This window comes from Mesorhizobium sp. M0276 (genome assembly GCF_040321755.1).
Lineage (GTDB): Bacteria > Pseudomonadota > Alphaproteobacteria > Rhizobiales > Rhizobiaceae > Mesorhizobium.
Window position 1 is genome coordinate 1 of record NZ_JAMYSC010000009.1, and the last position, 19,746, is coordinate 19,746.

18 protein-coding genes and 1 pseudogene are annotated in these 19,746 nt (G+C 62.4%); 7 read left to right on the forward strand and 12 right to left on the reverse strand.

Annotation, left to right across the window (positions count from 1 at the left end; genetic code table 11):
* The 5 genes from NKJ01_RS09050 to NKJ01_RS09070 all read right to left on the reverse strand — a co-directional run.
* Nucleotides 1-913, reverse strand: a 913-nt coding sequence (locus NKJ01_RS09050; protein WP_352727521.1) for a biotin/lipoyl-containing protein, incomplete at its 3' end; no start/stop codon positions are given.
* 3 nt (nt 914-916) lie between these two features.
* On the reverse strand, nt 917-1,915 hold the full coding sequence (locus NKJ01_RS09055; RefSeq protein ID WP_352727522.1) for an alpha-ketoacid dehydrogenase subunit beta: 999 nt from the start codon (nt 1,913-1,915) through the stop codon (nt 917-919).
* A complete protein-coding gene (locus NKJ01_RS09060) occupies nt 1,915-2,943 on the reverse strand; it encodes a thiamine pyrophosphate-dependent dehydrogenase E1 component subunit alpha (RefSeq protein WP_352727523.1) in 1,029 nt (342 codons plus the stop codon). Before NKJ01_RS09060 ends, NKJ01_RS09055 begins: the two co-directional genes overlap by 1 nt.
* A 2-nt stretch (nt 2,944-2,945) precedes the next feature.
* Nucleotides 2,946-4,274, reverse strand: a complete 1,329-nt coding sequence (locus NKJ01_RS09065) for an NAD(P)H-dependent oxidoreductase (RefSeq protein ID WP_352727524.1) — start codon at nt 4,272-4,274, stop codon at nt 2,946-2,948.
* Between the two features lie 303 nt (nt 4,275-4,577).
* Nucleotides 4,578-5,111 carry a TetR/AcrR family transcriptional regulator gene (locus NKJ01_RS09070; protein WP_352727525.1) on the reverse strand — a complete coding sequence of 178 codons (534 nt, stop codon included), beginning with the start codon at nt 5,109-5,111 and terminating at the stop codon, nt 4,578-4,580.
* 157 nt (nt 5,112-5,268) lie between these two features.
* Between NKJ01_RS09070 and NKJ01_RS09075 the strand changes: the two genes are divergently transcribed.
* Nucleotides 5,269-6,558: an efflux RND transporter periplasmic adaptor subunit gene (locus tag NKJ01_RS09075; protein WP_352727613.1), complete on the forward strand. Its 1,290-nt coding sequence runs from the start codon at nt 5,269-5,271 to the stop codon at nt 6,556-6,558.
* Nucleotides 6,555-9,638, forward strand: coding sequence for an efflux RND transporter permease subunit (locus tag NKJ01_RS09080; protein ID WP_352727526.1), 3,084 nt, complete (start codon nt 6,555-6,557; stop codon nt 9,636-9,638). Before NKJ01_RS09075 ends, NKJ01_RS09080 begins: the two co-directional genes overlap by 4 nt.
* Before the next feature lie 214 nt (nt 9,639-9,852).
* Here NKJ01_RS09080 and NKJ01_RS09085 read toward each other — a convergent pair whose 3' ends face one another.
* Together NKJ01_RS09085 and NKJ01_RS09090 are read right to left on the reverse strand one after the other, a co-directional pair.
* Entirely contained in the window at nt 9,853-10,314 is a 462-nt protein-coding gene (locus NKJ01_RS09085; RefSeq protein WP_352727527.1) for a L,D-transpeptidase, read from the reverse strand.
* A 211-nt stretch (nt 10,315-10,525) separates the two neighbouring features.
* Nucleotides 10,526-10,858: a hypothetical protein gene (locus tag NKJ01_RS09090; RefSeq protein ID WP_352727528.1), complete on the reverse strand. Its 333-nt coding sequence runs from the start codon at nt 10,856-10,858 to the stop codon at nt 10,526-10,528.
* 183 nt (nt 10,859-11,041) lie between these two features.
* Here NKJ01_RS09090 and NKJ01_RS09095 point away from each other — a divergent pair, with 183 nt between their 5' ends.
* Nucleotides 11,042-11,209 (forward strand): hypothetical protein, encoded by a 168-nt coding sequence (locus tag NKJ01_RS09095; RefSeq protein WP_023757353.1) that lies wholly within the window; start codon nt 11,042-11,044, stop codon nt 11,207-11,209.
* A gap of 72 nt (nt 11,210-11,281) precedes the next feature.
* On the opposite strand, the gene NKJ01_RS09100 is transcribed toward NKJ01_RS09095, so the two are convergent.
* Entirely contained in the window at nt 11,282-11,983 is a 702-nt protein-coding gene (locus NKJ01_RS09100; protein ID WP_352604715.1) for a winged helix-turn-helix domain-containing protein, read from the reverse strand.
* Nucleotides 11,984-12,028: 45 nt separating this feature from the next.
* Between NKJ01_RS09100 and NKJ01_RS09105 the strand changes: the two genes are divergently transcribed.
* Nucleotides 12,029-12,802, forward strand: coding sequence for a response regulator (locus tag NKJ01_RS09105; protein WP_198032173.1), 774 nt, complete (start codon nt 12,029-12,031; stop codon nt 12,800-12,802).
* Nucleotides 12,803-12,881: 79 nt separating this feature from the next.
* Entirely contained in the window at nt 12,882-14,969 is a 2,088-nt protein-coding gene (locus NKJ01_RS09110) for an ATP-binding protein (protein ID WP_352727529.1), read from the forward strand.
* Nucleotides 14,970-15,083: 114 nt separating this feature from the next.
* Here the strand turns inward: NKJ01_RS09110 and NKJ01_RS09115 are convergent, their stop codons facing one another.
* Nucleotides 15,084-15,494 carry a hypothetical protein gene (locus NKJ01_RS09115; RefSeq protein ID WP_352727530.1) on the reverse strand — a complete coding sequence of 137 codons (411 nt, stop codon included), beginning with the start codon at nt 15,492-15,494 and terminating at the stop codon, nt 15,084-15,086.
* 429 nt (nt 15,495-15,923) lie between these two features.
* Here NKJ01_RS09115 and NKJ01_RS09120 point away from each other — a divergent pair, with 429 nt between their 5' ends.
* Together NKJ01_RS09120 and NKJ01_RS09125 are read left to right on the forward strand one after the other, a co-directional pair.
* Nucleotides 15,924-17,126: an aromatic ring-hydroxylating oxygenase subunit alpha gene (locus NKJ01_RS09120; RefSeq protein WP_352727531.1), complete on the forward strand. Its 1,203-nt coding sequence runs from the start codon at nt 15,924-15,926 to the stop codon at nt 17,124-17,126.
* Between the two features lie 108 nt (nt 17,127-17,234).
* Nucleotides 17,235-17,351, forward strand: a pseudogene (locus NKJ01_RS09125) (Fe3+/spermidine/putrescine ABC transporter ATP-binding protein); the annotation flags it as partial.
* On the opposite strand, the gene NKJ01_RS09130 reads toward NKJ01_RS09125, so the two are convergent.
* From NKJ01_RS09130 to betI, 3 genes are read right to left on the reverse strand one after another with little or no spacing between them, the layout of a single operon-like run.
* On the reverse strand, nt 17,315-18,625 hold the full coding sequence (locus tag NKJ01_RS09130; protein WP_352727532.1) for a flavin monoamine oxidase family protein: 1,311 nt from the start codon (nt 18,623-18,625) through the stop codon (nt 17,315-17,317). The pseudogene NKJ01_RS09125 and the gene NKJ01_RS09130 overlap by 37 nt on opposite strands.
* Nucleotides 18,622-18,870, reverse strand: a complete 249-nt coding sequence (locus NKJ01_RS09135; protein WP_352727533.1) for a hypothetical protein — start codon at nt 18,868-18,870, stop codon at nt 18,622-18,624. Before NKJ01_RS09135 ends, NKJ01_RS09130 begins: the two co-directional genes overlap by 4 nt.
* Before the next feature lie 24 nt (nt 18,871-18,894).
* On the reverse strand, nt 18,895-19,608 hold the full coding sequence (gene betI, locus NKJ01_RS09140) for a transcriptional regulator BetI (protein WP_031259591.1): 714 nt from the start codon (nt 19,606-19,608) through the stop codon (nt 18,895-18,897).
* Nucleotides 19,609-19,746: the final 138 nt, after the last annotated feature.

Consider the following 19,746-nt stretch of genomic DNA (forward strand, 5'->3'; position numbering starts at 1 on the left):
GCGCCATCGCCATCGCCTTGATGACCATGTCGTTGACCGACAGCTTGTAGGCGGGCGCGTCGCCCTTGTCGGTTTTCTTCACCGGGGCTGCCGCATTGATCTGCGTACGCAGCGCCAGCAGCGCATCGAGTTCGCAGTCGAGCGTCAGGTAGAAATGCGGGATGGTGGTCTTGGCCTCGACCAAGCGGCGGGCGATGGTCTTGCGCATGTTGTCATGCGGGACGAGTTCGTAGGAGCCCTGCTCGAACAGGCGCAGAACGTCCCCCTTGAGGGGAGGGTGGCCGGCCGCAGGCCGGTCGGGTGGGGTCGGCTCGACTGGGCTCGGCGCAAAGGAGGTGCCTTCTGAGGCGACCCCCTCCGTCCGCTTCGCGGACACCTCCCCCTCGAGGGGGGAGGAAAGTGCTGCGTCGATATCTGCCTTGACGACGCGACCGTATGGGCCTGTGCCGGATATGCCGGAGAGGTTCAGGCCTGCCTCGCGAGCCAAGCGCCGTGCCAAAGGTGTCGCGCGGGTTCCCCCCTCCCCCTTGAGGGGAGGGTGGCCGGCCAAAGGCCGGTCGGGTGGGGTCATCTCGGCAGTGCTCGGCGCCGAGACGGTGCCTCCTGAGGCAACCCCCTCTGTCGACTTCGTCGACATCTCCCCCTCAAGGGGGGAGATTGGCGCATAGCTTTCATCTTCGGCATAGATCCAGGCAACAGCCGCGCCGACCGCAATATCGACACCCTCCTTGCCGGTGACATCGCGCAGGACGCCGCTCGCCGGCGCGTCGATCTCCATCGCCGCCTTGTCGGTTTCGATCTCGAACAGCACATCGCCCTTCTTGACGCGCGCGCCTTCCTCGGCGAACCAGCGCGAGATCTGTCCGGTCGCCATGTCCATGTCGACCTTGGGAAGAATGACTTCGGTCGGCATCGACTAGCGAACCCCCTTCACGAGGTCGCGCGCGGCGGTGATGATGTCGGGAACCTGCGGCACTGTGGCCTTTTCCAACTCCGGATTGTAGGGGATCGGCGTCTCGGCGCCGCCCAGCCGCACGATCGGCGCGTCGAGGTAGTCGAACGCCTCGCTTTCGGCGATCATGGCGCTGACCTCGGCGCCGATGCCCAGCGTCTTGACCGCTTCGTAGACGCACATCAGCCGCGACGTCTTCTTGACGCTGTCGATGACGGTCTGCTTGTCCATCGGCCGGATGGTTCGCAGATCGACAACCTCGACGTCGACGCCTTCGGCTTCCAACACGGCGGCTGCGTCGAGCGCCTTTTGCACCATGACAGAGGTGGCGACGATGGTGAGATCCCGGCCCTCCCGACGGATATCGGCTTTGCCGATCGGCACGGTGTAATAGCCTTCAGGCACCGGCCCCTTCATCTTGTAGAGCAGCTTGTGCTCAAAGATCATCACCGGATCGGGATCCGCGACAGCCGCCAGCAGCATGCCTTTAGCATCGTAGGGCGTTGCCGGCTGGATGACTTTCAGGCCCGGCACATGGCCGAGCCAGGCTTCGAGGCTCTGGCTGTGCTGGGCCGCCGCGCCGGTACCGGAGCCGGCGGGAAAGCGCATCACCACCGGCACCGAGACCTCGCCGCCCAGCATGAAGCGCATCTTGGCCGCCTGGTTGACGATCTGCTCCATGGCCAGTGTGGCGAAATCGGAAAACTGGAATTCGAAGATCGGTCGCATACCGGTGAGGGCGGCACCGACGGCAACGCCCGCACCTCCCAGTTCCGAGATCGGCGTGTCGATCACCCGGTCAACGCCGTAACGCTCGACCAGATCGCCGGTGACCTGGAAAGCGCCGCCATAGACGCCGATATCCTCGCCCATCAGGAAGACGCGTTCGTCCATGTCCATGGCGATCGCCATGGCCTCCTGTATCGCCTGGGCGTAGCTCAGTTCGCGCACCATCGCGTCCATCACGCCTGCTCCGTGTAGACATAATTCCCGGTGTCGCGAACGTCAGGCGACGGGCTCGCCTTGGCGAACTCGATGCCGTCGGCGATCTCCTGCGCCACCGCGCCACGGATTGCCTCGATACCCTTGTCGTCGATGAAGCCGAATTCCCTGAGCTCGCTCTCGAACAGCGTGATCGGATCTCGGTTCGACATCCAGTCCTCGATCTCCTCCTTGGTGCGATAGCGGTTGCGGTCGCTCTTGGAATGGCCGCGATGGCGATAGGTCTTGGATTCGATCAGCGTCGGCCCCTCGCCCGCGCGGGCTCGGGCGACGGCCTGATGAGACGCCTCGGCGACCTCGGAGAAAATGTTGCCATCGACGATGACGCCCGGCATCGAATAGGCGGCGGCGCGCTCGGCGATGTTCTTGACGGCGGTCGAGCGGGCCGTCGATGTCGACATGCCGTAGCCATTGTTCTCGCAGACGAAGATGACCGGCAGCTTCCAAATCGCCGCCATGTTCAGCGCCTCGTGGAAGGCGCCTTCATTGTTGGCACCGTCGCCGAAGAAGGAGACCACGACCTTGCCGGTCTTCATCATCTTGGAGGAAAGCCCGGCCCCGACGGCGATCGGAATGCCGCCGCCGACGATGCCGTTGGCGCCGAGATTGCCCTTGGCGACGTCGGCAATGTGCATCGAGCCACCGCGTCCCTTGCAGTAGCCTGATGTCTTGCCGAAAAACTCGGCGAACATGCGCTTGACCTCGGCGCCCTTGGCGATGCAGTGGCCGTGGCCGCGATGTGTCGAGGTGATCTGATCATCCTCGGCGAGCGGCATGCAGATGCCCATGGCGCTGGCTTCCTGGCCGATCGACAGATGCATGGTGCCGTGGATGAGGCCGCGCGTGTAGCACTCCTCCGCCCCCTCTTCGAAGCGGCGGATGAGGTACATCTTGTGGAGCACCTGCCTGAGTTGCTCGGCGCTGTACTGGCGATAGACGAAAGGCAGGTTGGCGCGACTGTCGGCGACGGCTTTGCTGGCTCCGGCCATGATCACGCCTCCACGGACCCGTAGACGAGCTTGTCCTGGCGGGCGCGCAGTTCGGCGATCTTGGAGCCCGCTGCGGGAGCGGCATTGGCATAGGTGATGAGCTCGCCCTTCCTGATCGACGCGGTGACCGAGCCGCCCTGCAGCAGGCCGCAGGGAATGGCCTTGGCAGCGCGCGCATCCGGCGTCGTCATGATCCAGGCGCGATAGCAATATTCGCCAATCGCGTCGAGTTTCTCCCCGGGCTTCATATCTTTCTTGGCCACCGCGCAGACCTCGGCCACGGGCTTCGCCAGCGGCACCATGTCGGCCTTGCCGTAGAGCACGACGCGGGCGCAGGTCAGCGGCACCTCGAGTGAGGTCAGATGATAGGGACGGTGGAACGTGAAGTACGGGCCTTTGCCCATCTTCAGATCTTCCATGCGCTCGGAGATTCGCGGATGCGACATGTCGGCGACGACGAAGACGCCGGGCGCAACGCCTTTGCCGATCGAATAGTCCACGACACCGACCTTCGACAGCACGCCGCCATCCTTCTGGGGCACCAGGACCTTGGACAATTCGCCAAGCGTGGCAGTCGGGCCATGCATGCCTGGCTTGTCAGGCACCAGCCCCGTGGCATTGGCGATCGCCGCCATCTCGACCATGGTCTTCGAGCCGTCGACGAATTCGACCAGCATGCGGACATTCATGTGCCGGCGCCTGGCCTCTTCCTCATAGTCCGGGGGGATCGCATCGATGTTAAGCGGATTGTTCTTGCCCTTGCCGGCGGCAACAATCGGGTGCCCCATGGCCGAGACGAACTCGATCAGTTCCATACAGGAGGACGGCTCGTCGCCGGCACCCAGAGAATAGGTGACGCCAAGCCGGTCGGCCTCGCTCTTCAGATAGGCGCCGATGGTGACGTCGGCCTCTACATTCATCATCACCAGATGCTTGCCATGCTCCATGGCGCGCAGTCCGATCTCGGCGCCGACGGCGGGAACCCCGGTAGCGTCTATGACGACGTCGATGAGATCATTGTTGATGACAAGGCTGGCATCGCTGGTGACCGCCACCTTGCCGGCCTCCATTGCCGCCGTCATCGCCGAAGCGTTCGACACTTCGCGCGAATGCCCGGTTTCCTGGAAGGCGATATCCACCGCCTTGGTGGCGGCGGGCAGGTTCAGTTCGGAAATGGCGCCGATCTCGATGCCCGACATATGGGCGACGCGGGTGACGATGTCGGTTCCCATCTCGCCGGAGCCGATCAAGCCGATCCGGATAGGCTTGCCGGTCTTGGCGCGTTCCTCGAGATCGCGGGCAAGACCCGTCAGCGAAACATTGGAAGCCATACCGCTTTCCTCCCATAATGCAGGCTCGTTCAATTGCCTGACGGGTATTGAACATATGTATTTGTGTCAAGACTAATGTCCAAAATTGCCGGCTTTTAGGTCACTTCCCGGCAATCCCCGCGGGACCGAAAAAGAGGCAGGGAATGGGCGGTTCAGCGGTCCACCGAAGCGAGGTGCCGTCCACGACAGGCTGGACACGTTGCACCATCTGATCGCCGATGATGGCGGTGTCGAGCACCTGACACCGCGATCGTCCTGCGCCCAGACATCGAGCGCGCCGCGAAGTGAGCGCGCTCGGCGCGCCTATCCGGCAATCTCCAGCAAGGACGATACCAGCAAGTCTCGCTCGCCTTTCGACAGGACATCCGAATCGAAAAGGTTCATGCTGCGCAATCCCTCGATGGCGAGATAGCAGACCAGCAGCGATTTGAGGTCGGGCGTCTCGCCCTTCAGCCGTTCGAAAAGCTGCCGCTTGAATGTCTTTATCGGCGTCATGAAATCGGGATCCTCGGCGATAGCCGAGAAGATCCAGGACGCGGACGGCTGTTTTTCCTCGTAATCATTGGCCGACAGCCTGATGTAGACGGCCAGCGGATTTTCGTCCTTGTCATTCGTGCGGGCGGTTTCCAGCGCCTGCTCGAACTCGCGCAGATAACCTTCGACCAGCCCCTGCATCAATTTGGCCTTGGTCGGAAAATTGTAGAGCAGCCCGCCCTTCGATACGCCGGCGCGACTGGCGACCGCTTCCAGCGACAGACTGCCTGGCCCGGACTCCCGTGCGACATCGGCCGCCGCAGCGAGAATTTTCTCGCGCGAGTTCTTTCTTCGGGCTCTCATGGCGCCTCCCATCGCAAGCTTAGGCCCAATTGACAAGACCGTCCAGACGGTACAGTAAGACCGCCGTTATTTGAAATCGGGACCCGCAGTCGATATGTGTCCCGATGTCCGCGCTTCGCGCCGGATTTCGACTAAGGGGACCTCCTTGCTCAAGCGCATGCGCATACTCCGTATCTTTATCATCATCCTGGTCCTGGTCGTGCTCGTCGTCGTGGTCGGCGGCATCGTCGGCTTCAACTTCCTGCGCGACAACGGCATCAAGCAGTATTTCGCTTCGATGAAGCCGCCTGCGGCAACCGTTTCGACGACCATCGCCAAGCCGTCGACCTGGACGCCGGGCATCGAGGCGATCGGTACGGTCAAGGCGGTGCGGGGCGTCGACCTGACGGTTGAGACCACCGGCATCGTCAAAAGCATCCTTTTCCACGCCAACCAGAAAGTGGCCGACAATGCCGTTCTGCTGCAGCTCGACGACGCCGTCGAGCGCGCCGATCTCGACGCACAGAAGGCGCAGGCCGCGCTCGATCAGACATCGCTGGCCCGCGCCATCGAACTGACCAAGCGTGGCGTCGGCTCCGATTCGACGCTGGACACGGCGCGTGCGGCGGCCTCGGCCTCTGCGTCCCAGGTTACAAAGCTGCAGGCCGTGCTCGATCAGAAGCAGCTGACGGCGCCTTTCGGCGGCACGGTGGGTATTCCCAAGATCGATATTGGCCAGTATCTGGCGCCCGGCACCGCCGTGGTGACGCTGCAGGATCTCGACACGATGCGGGTCGATTTCTCGGTTCCCGAACAGCAACTCCCGTTGCTCAAGATCGGCCAGACGGTTCGGTTGGGCTTCGGCGGTGAGGACAGGCCGTTTGCCGGTGCCATTCGCGGCATCGACCCGAAGATCGACTCGTCCAGCCGGCTGGTGAATATCAGGGCGGAAGTCGCCAATCCCGACGGCAAGCTGACGCCTGGCCAGTTTGTGCAGGTGCGTGTCGAGCTGCCCGAAGAGCAGAACGTGCTGACGCTGCCGCAGACCGCGCTGACCACAAGCCTCTATGGCGACTACATCTTCGTGGTGCAGCCGGCGAAACCAGCCGAGGCGGCCCCGGCAGCGGCAGCCAAGCCAGAGGAAAAGCCCGCAGCGCCTGCAGCGGATAAATCGACGGAGGCCAAACCTGCAGACACCAAGCCAACCGACGCCATGAAGCCGGCGGACAAGGCTGCCGATTCGGCCAAGCCAGCTACCGAAGGCGAAAAGCCTGCGCTGGTATTGTCGCAGGTGTTCGTCAAGCCGGGTCGCAGCAATGCCGGCATGGTCGAGATCGTCCAGGGGCTGAAGGCTGGCGACGAGGTCGTCACCGCCGGTCAGAACCGCCTCTTCAACGGTATGTCCGTCGTTGTGGACAACACTGTCGACCCGACCAAATCGGCGAACAAGCAGGCCGACCAGCAATGAGCGTTTCCGATCTCTTCATTCGCCGTCCTGTCCTTTCGACGGTCCTTGCCTGCATGATCCTGCTCTTGGGTTTCCAAGGCATCTTCAACCTGTCGATCCGGCAGTATCCGAAGGTCGACGAGACCGCGATCACTATTACCACCGCCTATCCAGGCGCCAGCGCCGATCTGATCCAGGGCTTCATTTCCGCCCCGATCGCCCGCGCCGTCGCCTCGACCGAGAACATCGACTACGTCACCTCGTCCAGCCGCCCGTCCTCCAGCACCGTGACGGTGCAGATGAAGCTCGGCTCCAACCCTGACGTTGCGCTGACCGAGGTGCTGTCCAAGGTCCAGGGCGTGCGCGGTACCTTGCCGGACGCCTCCAAGGACCCTGTCATCGTCAAGGGCACCGGCCAGCAGTTCGCGATGATGTACATCTCGATGCAGAATCCGAACATGACGAAAGAGCAGCTGACGGAGTACATCGAGCGCGTCATCAGGCCACGCATGTCGACGGTCGAAGGCGTCGCCGACGTGCAGATCTTCGGCGCCCAGGAATACTCGATGCGCGTCTGGATCGATCCGATCAAGCTCGCCGCGCGCGGCGTGACGGCCTCCGAACTGCTGACGGCGATCAACAATTCCAACTTCCTGTCGGCCCCCGGCAATACCGAGAACGAATACGTCGTCTCATCGATCACGGTGCGCTCGACATTGCAGACGCCGGAGGCGTTCGCCGAGCTGCCGCTGCGTTCGACCGACGGCAATGTGGTGCGGTTGCGCGACGTCGCGCGCGTCGAGCTCGGCGCCGAGAACACCGACACCAGGGTCAGCTTTAACGGCAAGCCCGGCACCTTCCTCGCCATCTTTCCGACGCCGGCAGCCAATCCGCTGACCACGGCGGCGGCGCTCACCAAGCTGGTGCCGGAGATTCAGGAGACTCTACCGAAGGGCATGACGATCGAGGTCGTCTACGACGCGACCGAACAGATCAGCGCCTCGATCGAAGAGGTGTTCAAGACCATCGCCGAGGCGGTTGCCATCGTCGTCGTCGTCATCCTTTTGTTCCTTGGCTCCTTCCGTTCGGTGATGATGCCGATCGTCACCATCCCGCTGTCGTTGATCGGCGTCTGTTTCCTTCTGTTTGCCGTCGGCTATTCGATCAATCTTCTGTCGCTGCTGGCCATGGTGCTGGCGATCGGCCTTGTCGTCGACGACGCCATCGTGGTGGTGGAGAACATCCATCGTCACATGGAAGAAGACAACATGCCACCGATGCAGGCTGCGTTCAGCGGTATGCGCGAAATAGCATCAGCCATCGTTGCCATGACCATGACGCTGGCAGCCGTGTTCGCGCCGCTGGCCTTCACCGGCGGCCTGACCGGCGCTCTGTTCCGTGAATTCGCGGTCACGCTCGCCGGCTCGGTGGTGCTGTCGGGCGTCATCGCCATAACCATCACCCCGATGATGTCGGCACGCCTCCTGAAATCCGGCACGCCGGGCCGTTTCCAGCGCATTGTCGACGGCGCCTTCGCACGCGTCGAGCATGTCTATGAACGAGCCGTCACTGGTTCGCTCAACTATCGCCCATTGACGCTGATCATCGTGCTTGCGCTTGTCGGCGTGACCGGTTTCATGTTCACCAAGACCTCAACCGAGCTGGCGCCGGAAGAAGATCAGGGCTTTCTGCTCTCGATCGTGACAGGGCCACGTTATGCGACGTCCGATTATACCGAGACATACGTCAATCAGATCCTCGGTCTGGTGAAGGATATTCCCGAGACACGGGCGCAGTTCTCGGCCGTCGCCTTCGGCGGCACGACAAACAGCGCCTTTGTCGGCTATGCCTTCAAGGATTGGGCGGAACGCAAGCGCAATTCCAAGGAACTGCAGGCCGACATTACGGCCCGTATCGCCAAAGTCGCCGGCGTCGAGGCCTTCGTCTTCGCGCCGCCGACGCTGCCGGGCTCCGGCGGCGGCTTGCCGATTTCCATGGTGGTGCGATCGACCGGCGCGTCCTCGGAAGTGTACGAGGTGGCCGAGCAGATCAAGAAAAAGGCGCAAGCCTCCGGCCGCTTCATCGTCGTGCAGAATTCCATGGCCTATGACGCACCGGAGGTGACGGTGACCATCGACCGTGACCGCGCCGCGGCGCTGAACCTGCCGATCGCCGATATCGGTCGCACGCTGACACTGCTGGTCGGCGGCGCCGAAGTGGCGCAGTTCGACCGCGACTCCAACAGCTACGACATCATCCCGCAGGTGCCGCAGGAATTTCGCGACAACCCCGACAAGCTCGGCGAATACTTCGTGCGCAGCGTAACGGGCGAGATGGTCCCGCTGTCGGCGGTGGTCAAGATTTCGACCAATGCGGCGCCGGCGGCCGTCGAGCAGTTCAACCAGCTGAATTCATCGACGATTTCAGCGCTTCCACTGCCCGGCGTCACCACTGGCGACGGGCTGAAGGCGCTGGAGGACATCGCCAGGGAAAGCCTGCCCGATGCCTTCTTCCTCGATTATTCCGGCCAGTCCCGGCAGGAAAAGGAACAGGGCAACACCATCCTGATCGCTTTCGCGGCGGCAGTTCTCGTCATCTATTTGGTTCTGGCGGCGCAGTTTGAAAGCTTCCGCGACCCGCTGATCATCATGATGGCGGTGCCGCTGTCGATCTTCGGCGCGATCGTGCCGCTCAATCTGGGTCTCGGCACGCTCAACATCTATACGCAGGTCGGCCTGATCACGCTGATCGGCCTGATCACAAAGCACGGCATCCTGCTTGTCGAGTTCGCCAACCAGCAGCGCGAAATCCATGGCATGCGGCGGCATGACGCCATCATCGCCTCGGCCAAGGTGCGCCTGCGGCCGATCCTGATGACGACAGCGGCGATGGCGCTTGGCGTTGTGCCGCTGATCACGTCCAGCGGCGCCGGTGCCGCGGCCCGCTACTCGATGGGCCTGGTGATCTTCACCGGCATCCTGGTCGGAACCATGTTCACGCTGTTCGTCGTGCCCATGTTCTACACCTTCATCGCCAGCAAGGACCTCCCTCACCTGGCCGAGAAACCGGATCCCAAGCTGATGCCGGCACTGCCGAGCTAAGAGCAATTCCAGGAAAAGTGTGAGACGGTTTTCGGTCCGGAAATGCGTCAAAAAGCGAATTAGAGCCGTTCGCCGTTCCGTGAACGGAGAACTGCTCTAATTGCACAAGAAGTAGCTGGAAACAAAAAAGAGGCCGGGATTGTCCCCGGCCTCTTTTTTCTGATGATCGCTCCACGGCTTCGGCACAATAGAGCCGAAGGCAACGACCATCAGGCTACTTGACGATGACGATGCTGGTGTTGGTCGCCCCGAAGGTTTCGACGAGCTGGTAGAAATCGGCGGCGTTGTCGGGATGCAGTCGCACGCAGCCATGTGAGGCCGGCTGGCCGAGACGCTTGATCGCATAGGTCGCATGCACCGCGTAGCCGCCGCTGAAGAAGACCGAGTGCGGCATCGGGGCGTTGTCGTATTTCTTCGAGTGCCACATCTCATGCAAGCGCGTCGGCTTGAACGAGCCGGTCGGCGTCACATGGGCGCGGTCGCCGGTGGAAACCTTCCAGGCAAAGGTCGGCCGGCCATCGACCGAGACCTCCATGATCTGCTGCGAAAGCGAAACGCGCGCCACTATCTTGTTGGCGGCGTGGGCCACACCTGGCCCGGCGCCGAACAGAAGTGCGGCACCGGTCAGCACGGCAGCGGTGATGTTGATGAGCTTGGCGGCAATGGCGGTATGCATGATGAAATCCCCTCTCTATGCCGGTCCGGCCGGCTCCAATTCGATGGCTGCTTATCCCGACGTCATGTTTCCAGCAGATTTCGCAAAATCCTCGTTTGTGTTTCGAATCTGTTTCCACTGGTTAACAAACGCCGCGCTTCGTACAGCCGAAAAGAGAGGCAGGTCGGCCAGGCGCTAGTGGGGCCAAAGTCACGAGCATGGGTATCTCTCTCTAAACGAAAGTGCGGATTGGTTGCATACGAAAGAATAGCCGTCGATTTCGAAACCAGATTGCAACAAAGCGCGGCTTCGAGCGGCATGATCCGGATACGCGCTGCAAGCAAAGTTGACGCAACGAAAGCAGCCGGTAACGAAACATGGGAACGAAATCGAACGCTCTGCCCTGGCTTCTCAGGATCGGCATCGCGGCAATGGTCATCGGCGGCATCGGCACGGGTGCCGGCACCCCGCTGGCTAGACTCGGTGCAATGAATTCAGGCGAGATTTCGACACTGCATGCCGCACTGTTTTTCGCCTCGGTCTGGATTGTTTCCAGCCTGCGCATTGCTCGGCTCAAGGCCCTCTGGCGGGTCGGTCTTAGGCTGACGGGTTTGCGCGGCCCCTCCGGCAACTTGCTGCCGAGAGGACCGAAGGCCCCCGCCGCGACGGGGGGTTCCGGGCGGCGCGGGCACTTCGGGGGTGTCCTGAAGCGATCCGCAATACATTTCAATTTTGGGAAACTGCTACGATGAACACGAAATTTGCCGCTTCGGTGCTGTCCGCACTGCTCTACGCACAGGGTCTGCTCGGCTTTGCCGGCCTTGCCACCGTGCTCCTGAGGGACCGCGCCCATGCCAGTGAGCTCACCATGGGCGGTGACATGCCTGTGGGCCCATCACTTCTGCTGGTACGCTGAGCGCCGGGAGCATCGGGCCCAGAGATGGAAAATCCGATGCCCGACAAAAGAGCGAGCGTCAGCGCCCGGCAATCAGTCGGCGAATTGCCGCGGCGGATCGAACCGGTAACCGGCGCCGCGTATGGTGGTAATGGTTTCGGTATCGAGCTTACGGCGCAGCCGCACGATGCGCGAATCGATCGAGCGATCGAACGCGTCGGCGTTTTCTGCCGGTGCTGCGGCGATGATATCGTCGCGCGTCAGCACCTTGCGCGGACTGGCCAGGAACAGCCGGAGCAGCGCCACCTGACCCGGCGAGAGCTGTTCTTCCGTGCCGGAGCGATGCATGACCATGGCCGACCTCAGATCGACGGTCGCGTTCTCCAGCACGATCAGTTCCGGGGCGCCCCTGCCGCGTCGCGAAAGCAGGCCGCCAACACGGGCGGCGAGCTCCCTGACATTGAGCGGGCTCTCGACGACGTCGGCCGCCCCAAGCTCCAGCGCCAGTACCTTGTCGACGAGATCGGCCGGCCGGCAGATCAGGATGAAATCCGGTCCGCCCTCGCCGCCCCCGCCTTGGCCGCCATAACGCCGAAGCAGGTCCCGCCCCTCGGCCTGGCTGAGGCTGTCGCCGACGACGACGACGTCGATGCCCTTTCCCGACAGCAGCGATTCGGCCTCCCAGGGCTGGCGCGCCTGATGCACATCATGTCCGCGCCGCTCGAGATGGTCGGCGAGCTCGGTCGCGATCACTTCGGCAACGGAAACAAGCGCGATGTTCGATCGTGCGGCCATGTTTTCAAACCGTTCCCTGGCAACCGGATATGAGTGCTGGACATCATGTTTATACCCAATCTACTTTCCACTGAAAGTGGGAGCGAAAACATCGTGCGGGCAAGAATTGTCATCGTCGAGGATGAGCCCGACTTGAGGGATGCGGTCGCCGAATATCTTGGCGCTGCAGGCTATGACGTGGTCACCGCAGAAAGCGCTGCCGCCGCACGCAGCCTCGTTGAAACGCAGTCGTTCCATCTCGCCATCCTCGACATCGCCATGCCCGGCGAGGACGGCCTCTCGCTCGGCCGCTGGCTGCGCTCGAAACTGCCGATCGGCATCATCTACGCGACCGCCGCCGGCACCGCGCTCGACCGTATCGTCGGGCTGGAACTCGGCGCCGACGACTACATCGTCAAACCCTACGAATTGCGCGAAGTGCTGGCGAGGGTCCGCAGCGTGTTGCGCCGGGTTCCCCAGCCGCAGGAGCTTCAGGACAAGAAGGCCAGGACGGATCGTCGTTCCGTTGCATTCGGCCCTTTCCAGGCCGATCTCGACGGCAGGCTGGTCACCGGCGCCAACGGCACGGTGGTCGACATGGCCAAAAGCGAATTCGACGTGCTGGAGGTTTTCCTGACCCGCGCCAACCGGCTGCTGACCCGCGCCGCGATCTCCGAGGCGATCGGCTTCACCGAAGATCCGGATTCATCGCGCGCGGTCGACATTCGCATCATGCGGCTGCGCAAGAAGATCGAGACCGATCCGGCCAACCCGAAATTCCTGCGCACGGTGCGCGGAGAGGGTTATATCTTCTCGCTGCCGACCGGCGACGGCAACTGAGCTCCGAGGCCAGTGGGGTTCGGATTCGCAGCTGTTGCTCGCTGATCGAATTGGCACGGTTCCGGAATGGCGGCAGAAGATGATCGCTGAAGCAGCAAGCACGGATATGCAGGGGTTCAGGCAGGGCGCGGCAATGGCGGCAGTCCGCGTCGTTCGCCGACTGCGTGAGGCCGGAGACTGGCAGCGCGAGATGGACGGCATCCTGGAAACGCTCTGCCGGGCCATAGATTGCCAGCGTGGCATCCTGTTTCGCTTGCGCGAGCTGCCTGGCCAGGGTTTCGCCCAGTCCGTCGCCGCCTACTGGATCGACCCTCTCTTTGGTGGCGAACTGGCGTCGCCGACCGTCATCGTGCAGTCGATCGTCAATTCGGATCCGCTGCTGGAGCGACTGGCCGAGGACGAACGGCAAGGCAAGATCTTCGCCGGGCATACGCGCGATCTCGAGGGCTTTCTGAGAGCCGATTTCGAAAAGCAGAACATCAAGTCTTTCCTGTCGGTGTCGGTCTTCGCGCACGGCCATCTGTGGGGCACGCTGGCGGTCAACGATTGCGTCAACGAGCGTAAATGGACCGACGAGGAAGAGGCGACGCTGCACATCATCGCGCTCGCCATCGGAGACGCCATCGAACGCTCGCCCTCCGAAGCCCATGCCAGCGAGGTCATCCGCCGCACCATGCTGCAGGCCTCCCTCGATGCCATCGTCGTCATCGACGAGACCGGCTCGATCATCGAATTCAATCCGGCCGCCGAGAAGATGTTCGGCTTCCAGCGCAGCGACATCCTCGGCAAGGACTTGCTCGATACCATCGTGCCTATCTACTACCGAAAGGGCTATGCTTCGGGGGCCGAATACATGACCGGCCGCGGCGCGCCAATGGTCGGCCAACGGCTTGAGACGGTGACCCAGAACTCAGCCGGCGAAGTGTTCCCGATCGAGCTGACGGCGACCGAGATGCGGGTCGCCGACCGTCGCCTGATTTTCGGCTCCATCCGCGACCTGCGCGACAAATTGCGCGCCGAGGAGGAGATCGGTCGTCAGCGCGAGAAGCTGCACCAGAACGAAAAGATGGCGGCGATGGGTTCGTTGCTGGCCGGCGTGTCGCACGAGCTCAACAACCCTTTGGCCGTGGTGGTGGCGCAATCGACGCTGCTGCACGAATTCGCCTCCGATCCGCAGACCAAGGTGCGCGCCGAGAAAGTACGTGCCGCCGCCGAGCGCTGCGGCCGCATCGTCAAGAGCTTCCTGTCGATGGTCCGGCTTCATCCCGCGGCACAAGCCGAGACCGACCTCAACCAGGTGATCCGGGCGGCACTGGAAGTGACCGCCTATGGCGCGCGCTCAAGCGGCATCATCATCGACACCGACTTCGCCGCCGGCCCGCTGCTGGCCATGGCCGACGCCGACCATGTGACGCAAGTGGCCGCCAATTTCCTTATCAACAGTCAACATGCCTTGGCCGGCATTGCCGGCGATCGGCTGATAAAGGTGAGGACGTTCCGCAGCGACCGGGGTCATCCCTGCTTCTCGGTCGAAGACAATGGGCCCGGCGTGCCGGAGGCGATCCGCAGCCGCATTTTCGAATCCTATTTCACCACCAAGCCGGTTGGCGTCGGCACTGGCATCGGCCTGTCGATCTCGAAATCGATCATCGAGCGACACAATGGCAATGTCTGGTTCGAAGAAGTGGTCCCGAGAGGCGCGCGTTTCGTCGTCCAGCTGCCGGCCATTGTGGCCGGCCTCGCCGCCGCCGGCGACAACCAGCCGCGATCCAGCGGCCTGCGCCATGCCCTGATCATAGACGATGAGCCGGATGTCGCCGGCTCGCTCTCCGATATTCTCGAACTGATGGGCATCAAGTCGCGGATCGTTCCAGTCTGGGAATCGGGTGCGGCCACCTTGAGCGGCCACATGCCGCCTGACATCGTCTTTTCGGACCTGCGCATGCCCGGCATCAGCGGCATATCGATCTATCGCGAGCTGCTTGCCGAAAAGACTGACCTGGCGCGGCGTTTCGTGCTGGTCACCGGCGACCTGATCGGCGCGAAAGCCGAAATCGAGGCCTTGCCGGCACATCAGCGGCCGGAGATCCTCGAAAAGCCATTCAGCACGCTGGATGTGCGCAGCGTACTGTCGGCCATTGCCGAGCAGGCGATGACAAAAGGATAAAAAAGGGCCCCCGACTTGCGGCGGGAGCCGAAGGGAGCGCTGGAGGAGCGCTCGGGGAGGTCAGAGCATGATCCCCCAACGGGAACCTGTTTCGGAATCATGCTTCGACAGAAATCAGAAAATGTTCGGCGTGTCGGTCAATGGCGCCGCCTTGGCGATCATGCGGATCGCACGGGTCTTGTGCACTCCGGACTGCTCGGCGATGGCGCGCAGGCAATCGATGCTCTCGGCGCCCCAGGCTTGGCCCTTGCAGGCGAAGTCGGTCACCGGGATCGGCAGACGTGCGGTCCTGGTCGTCGTCTGCGCGCCCTCGATCAGCTTGGCCGGCGGGTTTAACGAAGCGAAGGCTGGCCCGATTGTCGGCGTGAACGCCATGCCGACGAAGGCGCAAGCAGCCAGCACCATGAACATCGCCATGGGATGGTCGCTGGCCCGCTGGCGCAGCGCCAGTTTCGGACGGCGGTCATTGCGCTCTGGAGCCTGGAGGCGGCGTCCGCCGCGGATCGTCTGGATTTTCGCATACATTGCCTTCCCCTTCGCTGAGTTTCTTTTTAGTGATGAAACGAACTTAGCCGCGCTTTGTAACAAGGAAAAGGTGGTGCAAGACTGGCAATGTAACGAATTTGAAACGGCGTTTCGGGCAAAACCGGGCAAAGTCGGGCACTCATCCGCCTCATTCCGACAGCGACTTTCGACCGGTTCCAGCCGATTGCTCTGAAAAGCGCCCTCGTGCTCCGCTCCGATCGTTCACGAAGTCGGGGCCAGACCGCGCCCTGAAACCCCGACTAACACCCGGATTCTTCGGGACTTTCCGGGCCGCCAGCAGCGCGGATTTTGCCGCCGGAGGCCTCACGGATTCTGCTGGGAATCCAGCCCGTCTTGCACAAACCATTGCATTTCAATGCAAAATATGCTTGTATTGAACAAGTATTCAATAAAAAGAAGAGACGTTTTATGAACCCGCTCCTCCGCGACCTGGCGATCCCCAACGATTGGGATCGGCGGGGACTACCGGGCTGGAGCTACCATTCCGATGCCCTTCTCGAGCTTGAGAAGGAACATGTCTTTCGCAATCATTGGCAAATCGTCGGGCATTTATCGGACGTACCTCTCGCCGGCGACTATCTGACCATGGACGTCGTCGGTGAGCGTGCCCTGATCGTGCGCGGCAAGGATGGCGTCGTGCGCGGTTTCAACAATATGTGCCGCCACCGCGGCAGCCGCGTCGTCGCCGAAAGCCAAGGCAATTGCAAGAATGCACTGGTCTGCCCGTTCCATGGCTGGGTCTACAATCTCGACGGCACGCTGCGCGGTGCCGCACGCCCGCGCTCCTTCCCCGACCTCGACAAGACCGAATTCGGCCTCATGCCGCTCGATCTGGAAGTCTGGATGGGCTTCATCTTCATCCGTTTCCGCAATGGCGGGCCGCAGCCCTCGGTTGCCGAACTGATGAAGCCGATCGAGCCCGAATTCGCGCACTACAGCGCCGCCGACATGGTGCCCTCCTGGGGCATCTGGACGCAGAAGAGCCCGGTCAACTGGAAGTCGGTACGCGATGTCGACAATGAAGGCTATCACGTCGCCATGGCGCATCCTGCGTTGCAGGACCTCTATGGCGCCACCTATTTCGACGAGCCCTTCATCAACGGCGTGTCGCGCTCATTCGCCACTTACAACCCGCATGCCGGGCGGCGCTGGAGCGTCAAGAACTACGTCAAGATCGCGCCGGAGCCGGCGCATCTGCCCGACTACCTGAAGAAGGCCTGGGTCTATTATGGCATCTTCCCCAACGCGGTCATTTCGATGATGCCGGAATCGGTGCAGTTCTATCAGGAGTTTCCGCTGTCGACGGGCGAGACGCTGCTGCGCGGCGCCGTCTACCGCTACCGCGACGAAAGCCGCAAGCAGGCCGCCGCCCGCTACCTCTCTTTCCGCATCGACCGCGACACCATGTCGGAAGATGTGCAACTCTCGGTGTGGTCGAACGAATCCATGCTGTCCGAAGCCTTCGAGGGTTTTTATCTCTCCGACCTCGAATACGGCGTGCGCACCCACCACGACCATCTGCGCAAGATGCTGCCGGTGCTGGGCCTGGAGACCGCGCCCGAGGAGAAGGACATGTGGAATTTGAATGACGCGCTGAGGTCGAGGTCGTAAGGGCAGACGACGATGAGCGCTCCTCTCCCTGTAGAACGGGAGAGGGGAGCTATCCCCATCAAGCACATGTTGATCAGCGGCCGGACCAGCAGGCCGAGCTCATGCGAGCTCCTGCGACCGCTATCGGTGACCGAAACCAACGATTTCGGCGCCGACGACACCCCGGTCGGGACCTCGATCCGCCTCGCCTACGATCCCGAGGCTTTGGTAGCGATTTCCGACTGAAGCTCGGCGATCACCCTTCGCGCAGCGATCCGTCCGGCAATGATGGCGCCTTCGACATAGCCCGGAAATGACGGCGACAGTTCCGAACTGGCGAAATGCACGGGTGGCGCGCCGGCCAGGATGATGCGCTCGGCGTCGGTCGCATCCATGTCGACGATGAGGTCGCTGTAGCCGCCGACGCCGCCGAGGTCGTCGAACCAGTATCGGACGGCAAGGCCGATCCACTTTGCAGCTTCCGGACCGAGCGCTGCAACGAGACGCGCCGCAATTCTGGTGCGGAGGCCTTCCTGTCCAAAGCCACGCCATTCGATGGCCGATGGACCGCCGATGAAAACCGCCAGCGCCGGATGATCGTCATCCTTGCTGGCGTCGCAGGCAAACAAACCTGGCTGGTCACGCCACATCACCATGCCGCTCAGGCCCTTGGCTCGCCAGAAGGTGGTGGGATAGCGCAGCAGCATCTTGATCACCGTCCCGCTGCGCCAGACGCCAAGTGCTTTCTCCAGAGCTGCCGGCAGTGGCGGCGAATAATCTATCCTCGAAGCCATGACCGGCGGCACGGCGACGAGCAGACAACGAGCCTCTATCGAACCCGCGCTGGTATGGGTGGACACGCCATTTGCGCCTTGCTCGATGCGCGTGACATGCGCGCCAAGCCGCACCCGGGCGCCCAGTTCTTGAGCCAAATCCTCCGCCAGCGAATGCATGGTCTCTGCGAGAAAATATTGCAGCTCCGACACCTCGTTGGTGATACGGCGATCATTGTCGATGAGATGCCAAAGCGGCAGCTTCTCCAGCGCCTGGCACCACAGACCTTCGATCATTGAGCGAAACGCTGCCTTGGCGTCCTTGGGGTCGTCCTGGCGATCGAGCCAGGCGGCGACTGACAAGCCGGCGATATCAGTATCACCAAGCGCGATCGCGTTCATGCGATCGCGGATCGCCATCGAGCCGACATAGGTTCGTTCCGCCTCCCCCGCAGACATAGCCGGCTGGGCGACGAATTCGCCGTCTACATAGGTCTCGACCAGCGTCTTGCCGTGCTCCTCGACCAACGCCATCAGCGCCGGCATATCCTCGCACAGGAACTGACCGCCGCTGTCGACACGCTCGCCGTCGCCGATCGCCATGGACTCGACCCGCCCGCCGACGCGATCGCGGGCTTCGAGCAGAACGAAATCGATGCCGGCTGCCTTGAGCGCAAGCGCTGCCGACAGGCCGGTGAAGCCGGCGCCGACGATGACGACATCGGTTCTTTCCTGTTCGCTCTTCAATAGCCGGCCTCGATCTTCTCGAACTCTGCCACCCTGCGCTGCTTGAACTCCGGCGCCACCGGCTGCTGGAACAGCGTGTTGTCGAAAAACTTATCGAGATTGTCGAAGTCACGCTCGACGAGCACTGTGTGGTCGATCGCCGCCATGCCGGAGCATTTGCCATGGCCATAGCCCAAGGTCTTGACCAAGTGGTCCGACACGCCGGGCGCCAAGCTCACCGTCAGGCCTCGGGTCAGTATCTTCATCGCCGTTCCATCCTCTGTCGTTTTCTATGGTTCCGTCGCGCCGGCGGCCTTCCACGGAAAGTGCCTGGGGAATGCGGCCGACAGGAATTCATTGGCCGCCTGCAACGCGATCTCCCGGGTGGTGTCCTCGGTTCCCATCGTCAACCGCAGCCACAGCCCCTCCAGCATGGCGCTGAGTGCCAGGGCCATGACCTGCGGCTCATACGCATAATCGCCGCTCTGCTTGAGCGTCGCGCACAGGTCGATGAATATGGTCTGATAGACGGCATCGCGCGCATTGCTCAGCGCCTGGTAGTTCGGCCGCGACTTGGCCTCGCCCCAGAAGGCGCACCAGGCGGCGAGCTTGCGCTTGTTGCAGATCGAACGGTCGAAATCGGCGGAGACCAGGGCATGAAGCTGATCGGCGGGGTCATCGCCTGCCTTCTGCAAGGCATTGCGCCAGTGCGCCGAATACTCGTCATACATATGTTGCAAGGTCGCGATGAGCAGCTTCTCCTTGCTCTCGAAATGGAAATTGACGATGCCGCGCGACAGGCCGGCGCCATCCGCGACATCGGCCATCGTGGTTTCCGAATAGCCGCGCTTGGCTAGGGAATCGATCGTCGCCTCGATGAGCTGATGCTGCCTGACCTCCTTCGAGGCCTTGCGCCCGCGCTTTTCGGATTCGGCTTTCCGCGCCGATTCAACGAGGGCCTCCTTGGCGACTGCTGTCTTCATGGGTCTGATGGTCTCCAGCATCACCGGCTATTCAACCGGCTTTCGACCGCAAAGTCAGTGGGACGGTGCTCACCACTGTCAAGCACCTTCTGCATGACTTCCCAGGTTCGCAGGCTGCGCCATGTCCTTGTCGGGCTGGAGATCGAAGACAACACCCCG

Coding starts and splice junctions, on each gene's coding strand:
- NKJ01_RS09100 (WP_352604715.1), bottom strand. CDS start 11,983: ATGGCCGCACGATCGAACATCGCGCTTGTTTCCGTTGCCGAAGTGATC.
- NKJ01_RS09080 (WP_352727526.1), top strand. CDS start 6,555: ATGAGCGTTTCCGATCTCTTCATTCGCCGTCCTGTCCTTTCGACGGTC.
- NKJ01_RS09110 (WP_352727529.1), top strand. CDS start 12,882: ATGATCGCTGAAGCAGCAAGCACGGATATGCAGGGGTTCAGGCAGGGC.
- betI (WP_031259591.1), bottom strand. CDS start 19,608: ATGCTGGAGACCATCAGACCCATGAAGACAGCAGTCGCCAAGGAGGCC.
- NKJ01_RS09070 (WP_352727525.1), bottom strand. CDS start 5,111: ATGAGAGCCCGAAGAAAGAACTCGCGCGAGAAAATTCTCGCTGCGGCG.
- NKJ01_RS09065 (WP_352727524.1), bottom strand. CDS start 4,274: ATGGCTTCCAATGTTTCGCTGACGGGTCTTGCCCGCGATCTCGAGGAA.
- NKJ01_RS09095 (WP_023757353.1), top strand. CDS start 11,042: ATGAACACGAAATTTGCCGCTTCGGTGCTGTCCGCACTGCTCTACGCA.
- NKJ01_RS09105 (WP_198032173.1), top strand. CDS start 12,029: ATGTTTATACCCAATCTACTTTCCACTGAAAGTGGGAGCGAAAACATC.
- NKJ01_RS09115 (WP_352727530.1), bottom strand. CDS start 15,494: ATGTATGCGAAAATCCAGACGATCCGCGGCGGACGCCGCCTCCAGGCT.
- NKJ01_RS09060 (WP_352727523.1), bottom strand. CDS start 2,943: ATGGCCGGAGCCAGCAAAGCCGTCGCCGACAGTCGCGCCAACCTGCCT.
- NKJ01_RS09135 (WP_352727533.1), bottom strand. CDS start 18,870: ATGAAGATACTGACCCGAGGCCTGACGGTGAGCTTGGCGCCCGGCGTG.
- NKJ01_RS09055 (WP_352727522.1), bottom strand. CDS start 1,915: ATGGACGCGATGGTGCGCGAACTGAGCTACGCCCAGGCGATACAGGAG.
- NKJ01_RS09120 (WP_352727531.1), top strand. CDS start 15,924: ATGAACCCGCTCCTCCGCGACCTGGCGATCCCCAACGATTGGGATCGG.
- NKJ01_RS09090 (WP_352727528.1), bottom strand. CDS start 10,858: ATGCGCAGGCTGGAAACAATCCAGACCGAGGCGAAAAACAGTGCGGCA.
- NKJ01_RS09085 (WP_352727527.1), bottom strand. CDS start 10,314: ATGCATACCGCCATTGCCGCCAAGCTCATCAACATCACCGCTGCCGTG.
- NKJ01_RS09075 (WP_352727613.1), top strand. CDS start 5,269: ATGCGCATACTCCGTATCTTTATCATCATCCTGGTCCTGGTCGTGCTC.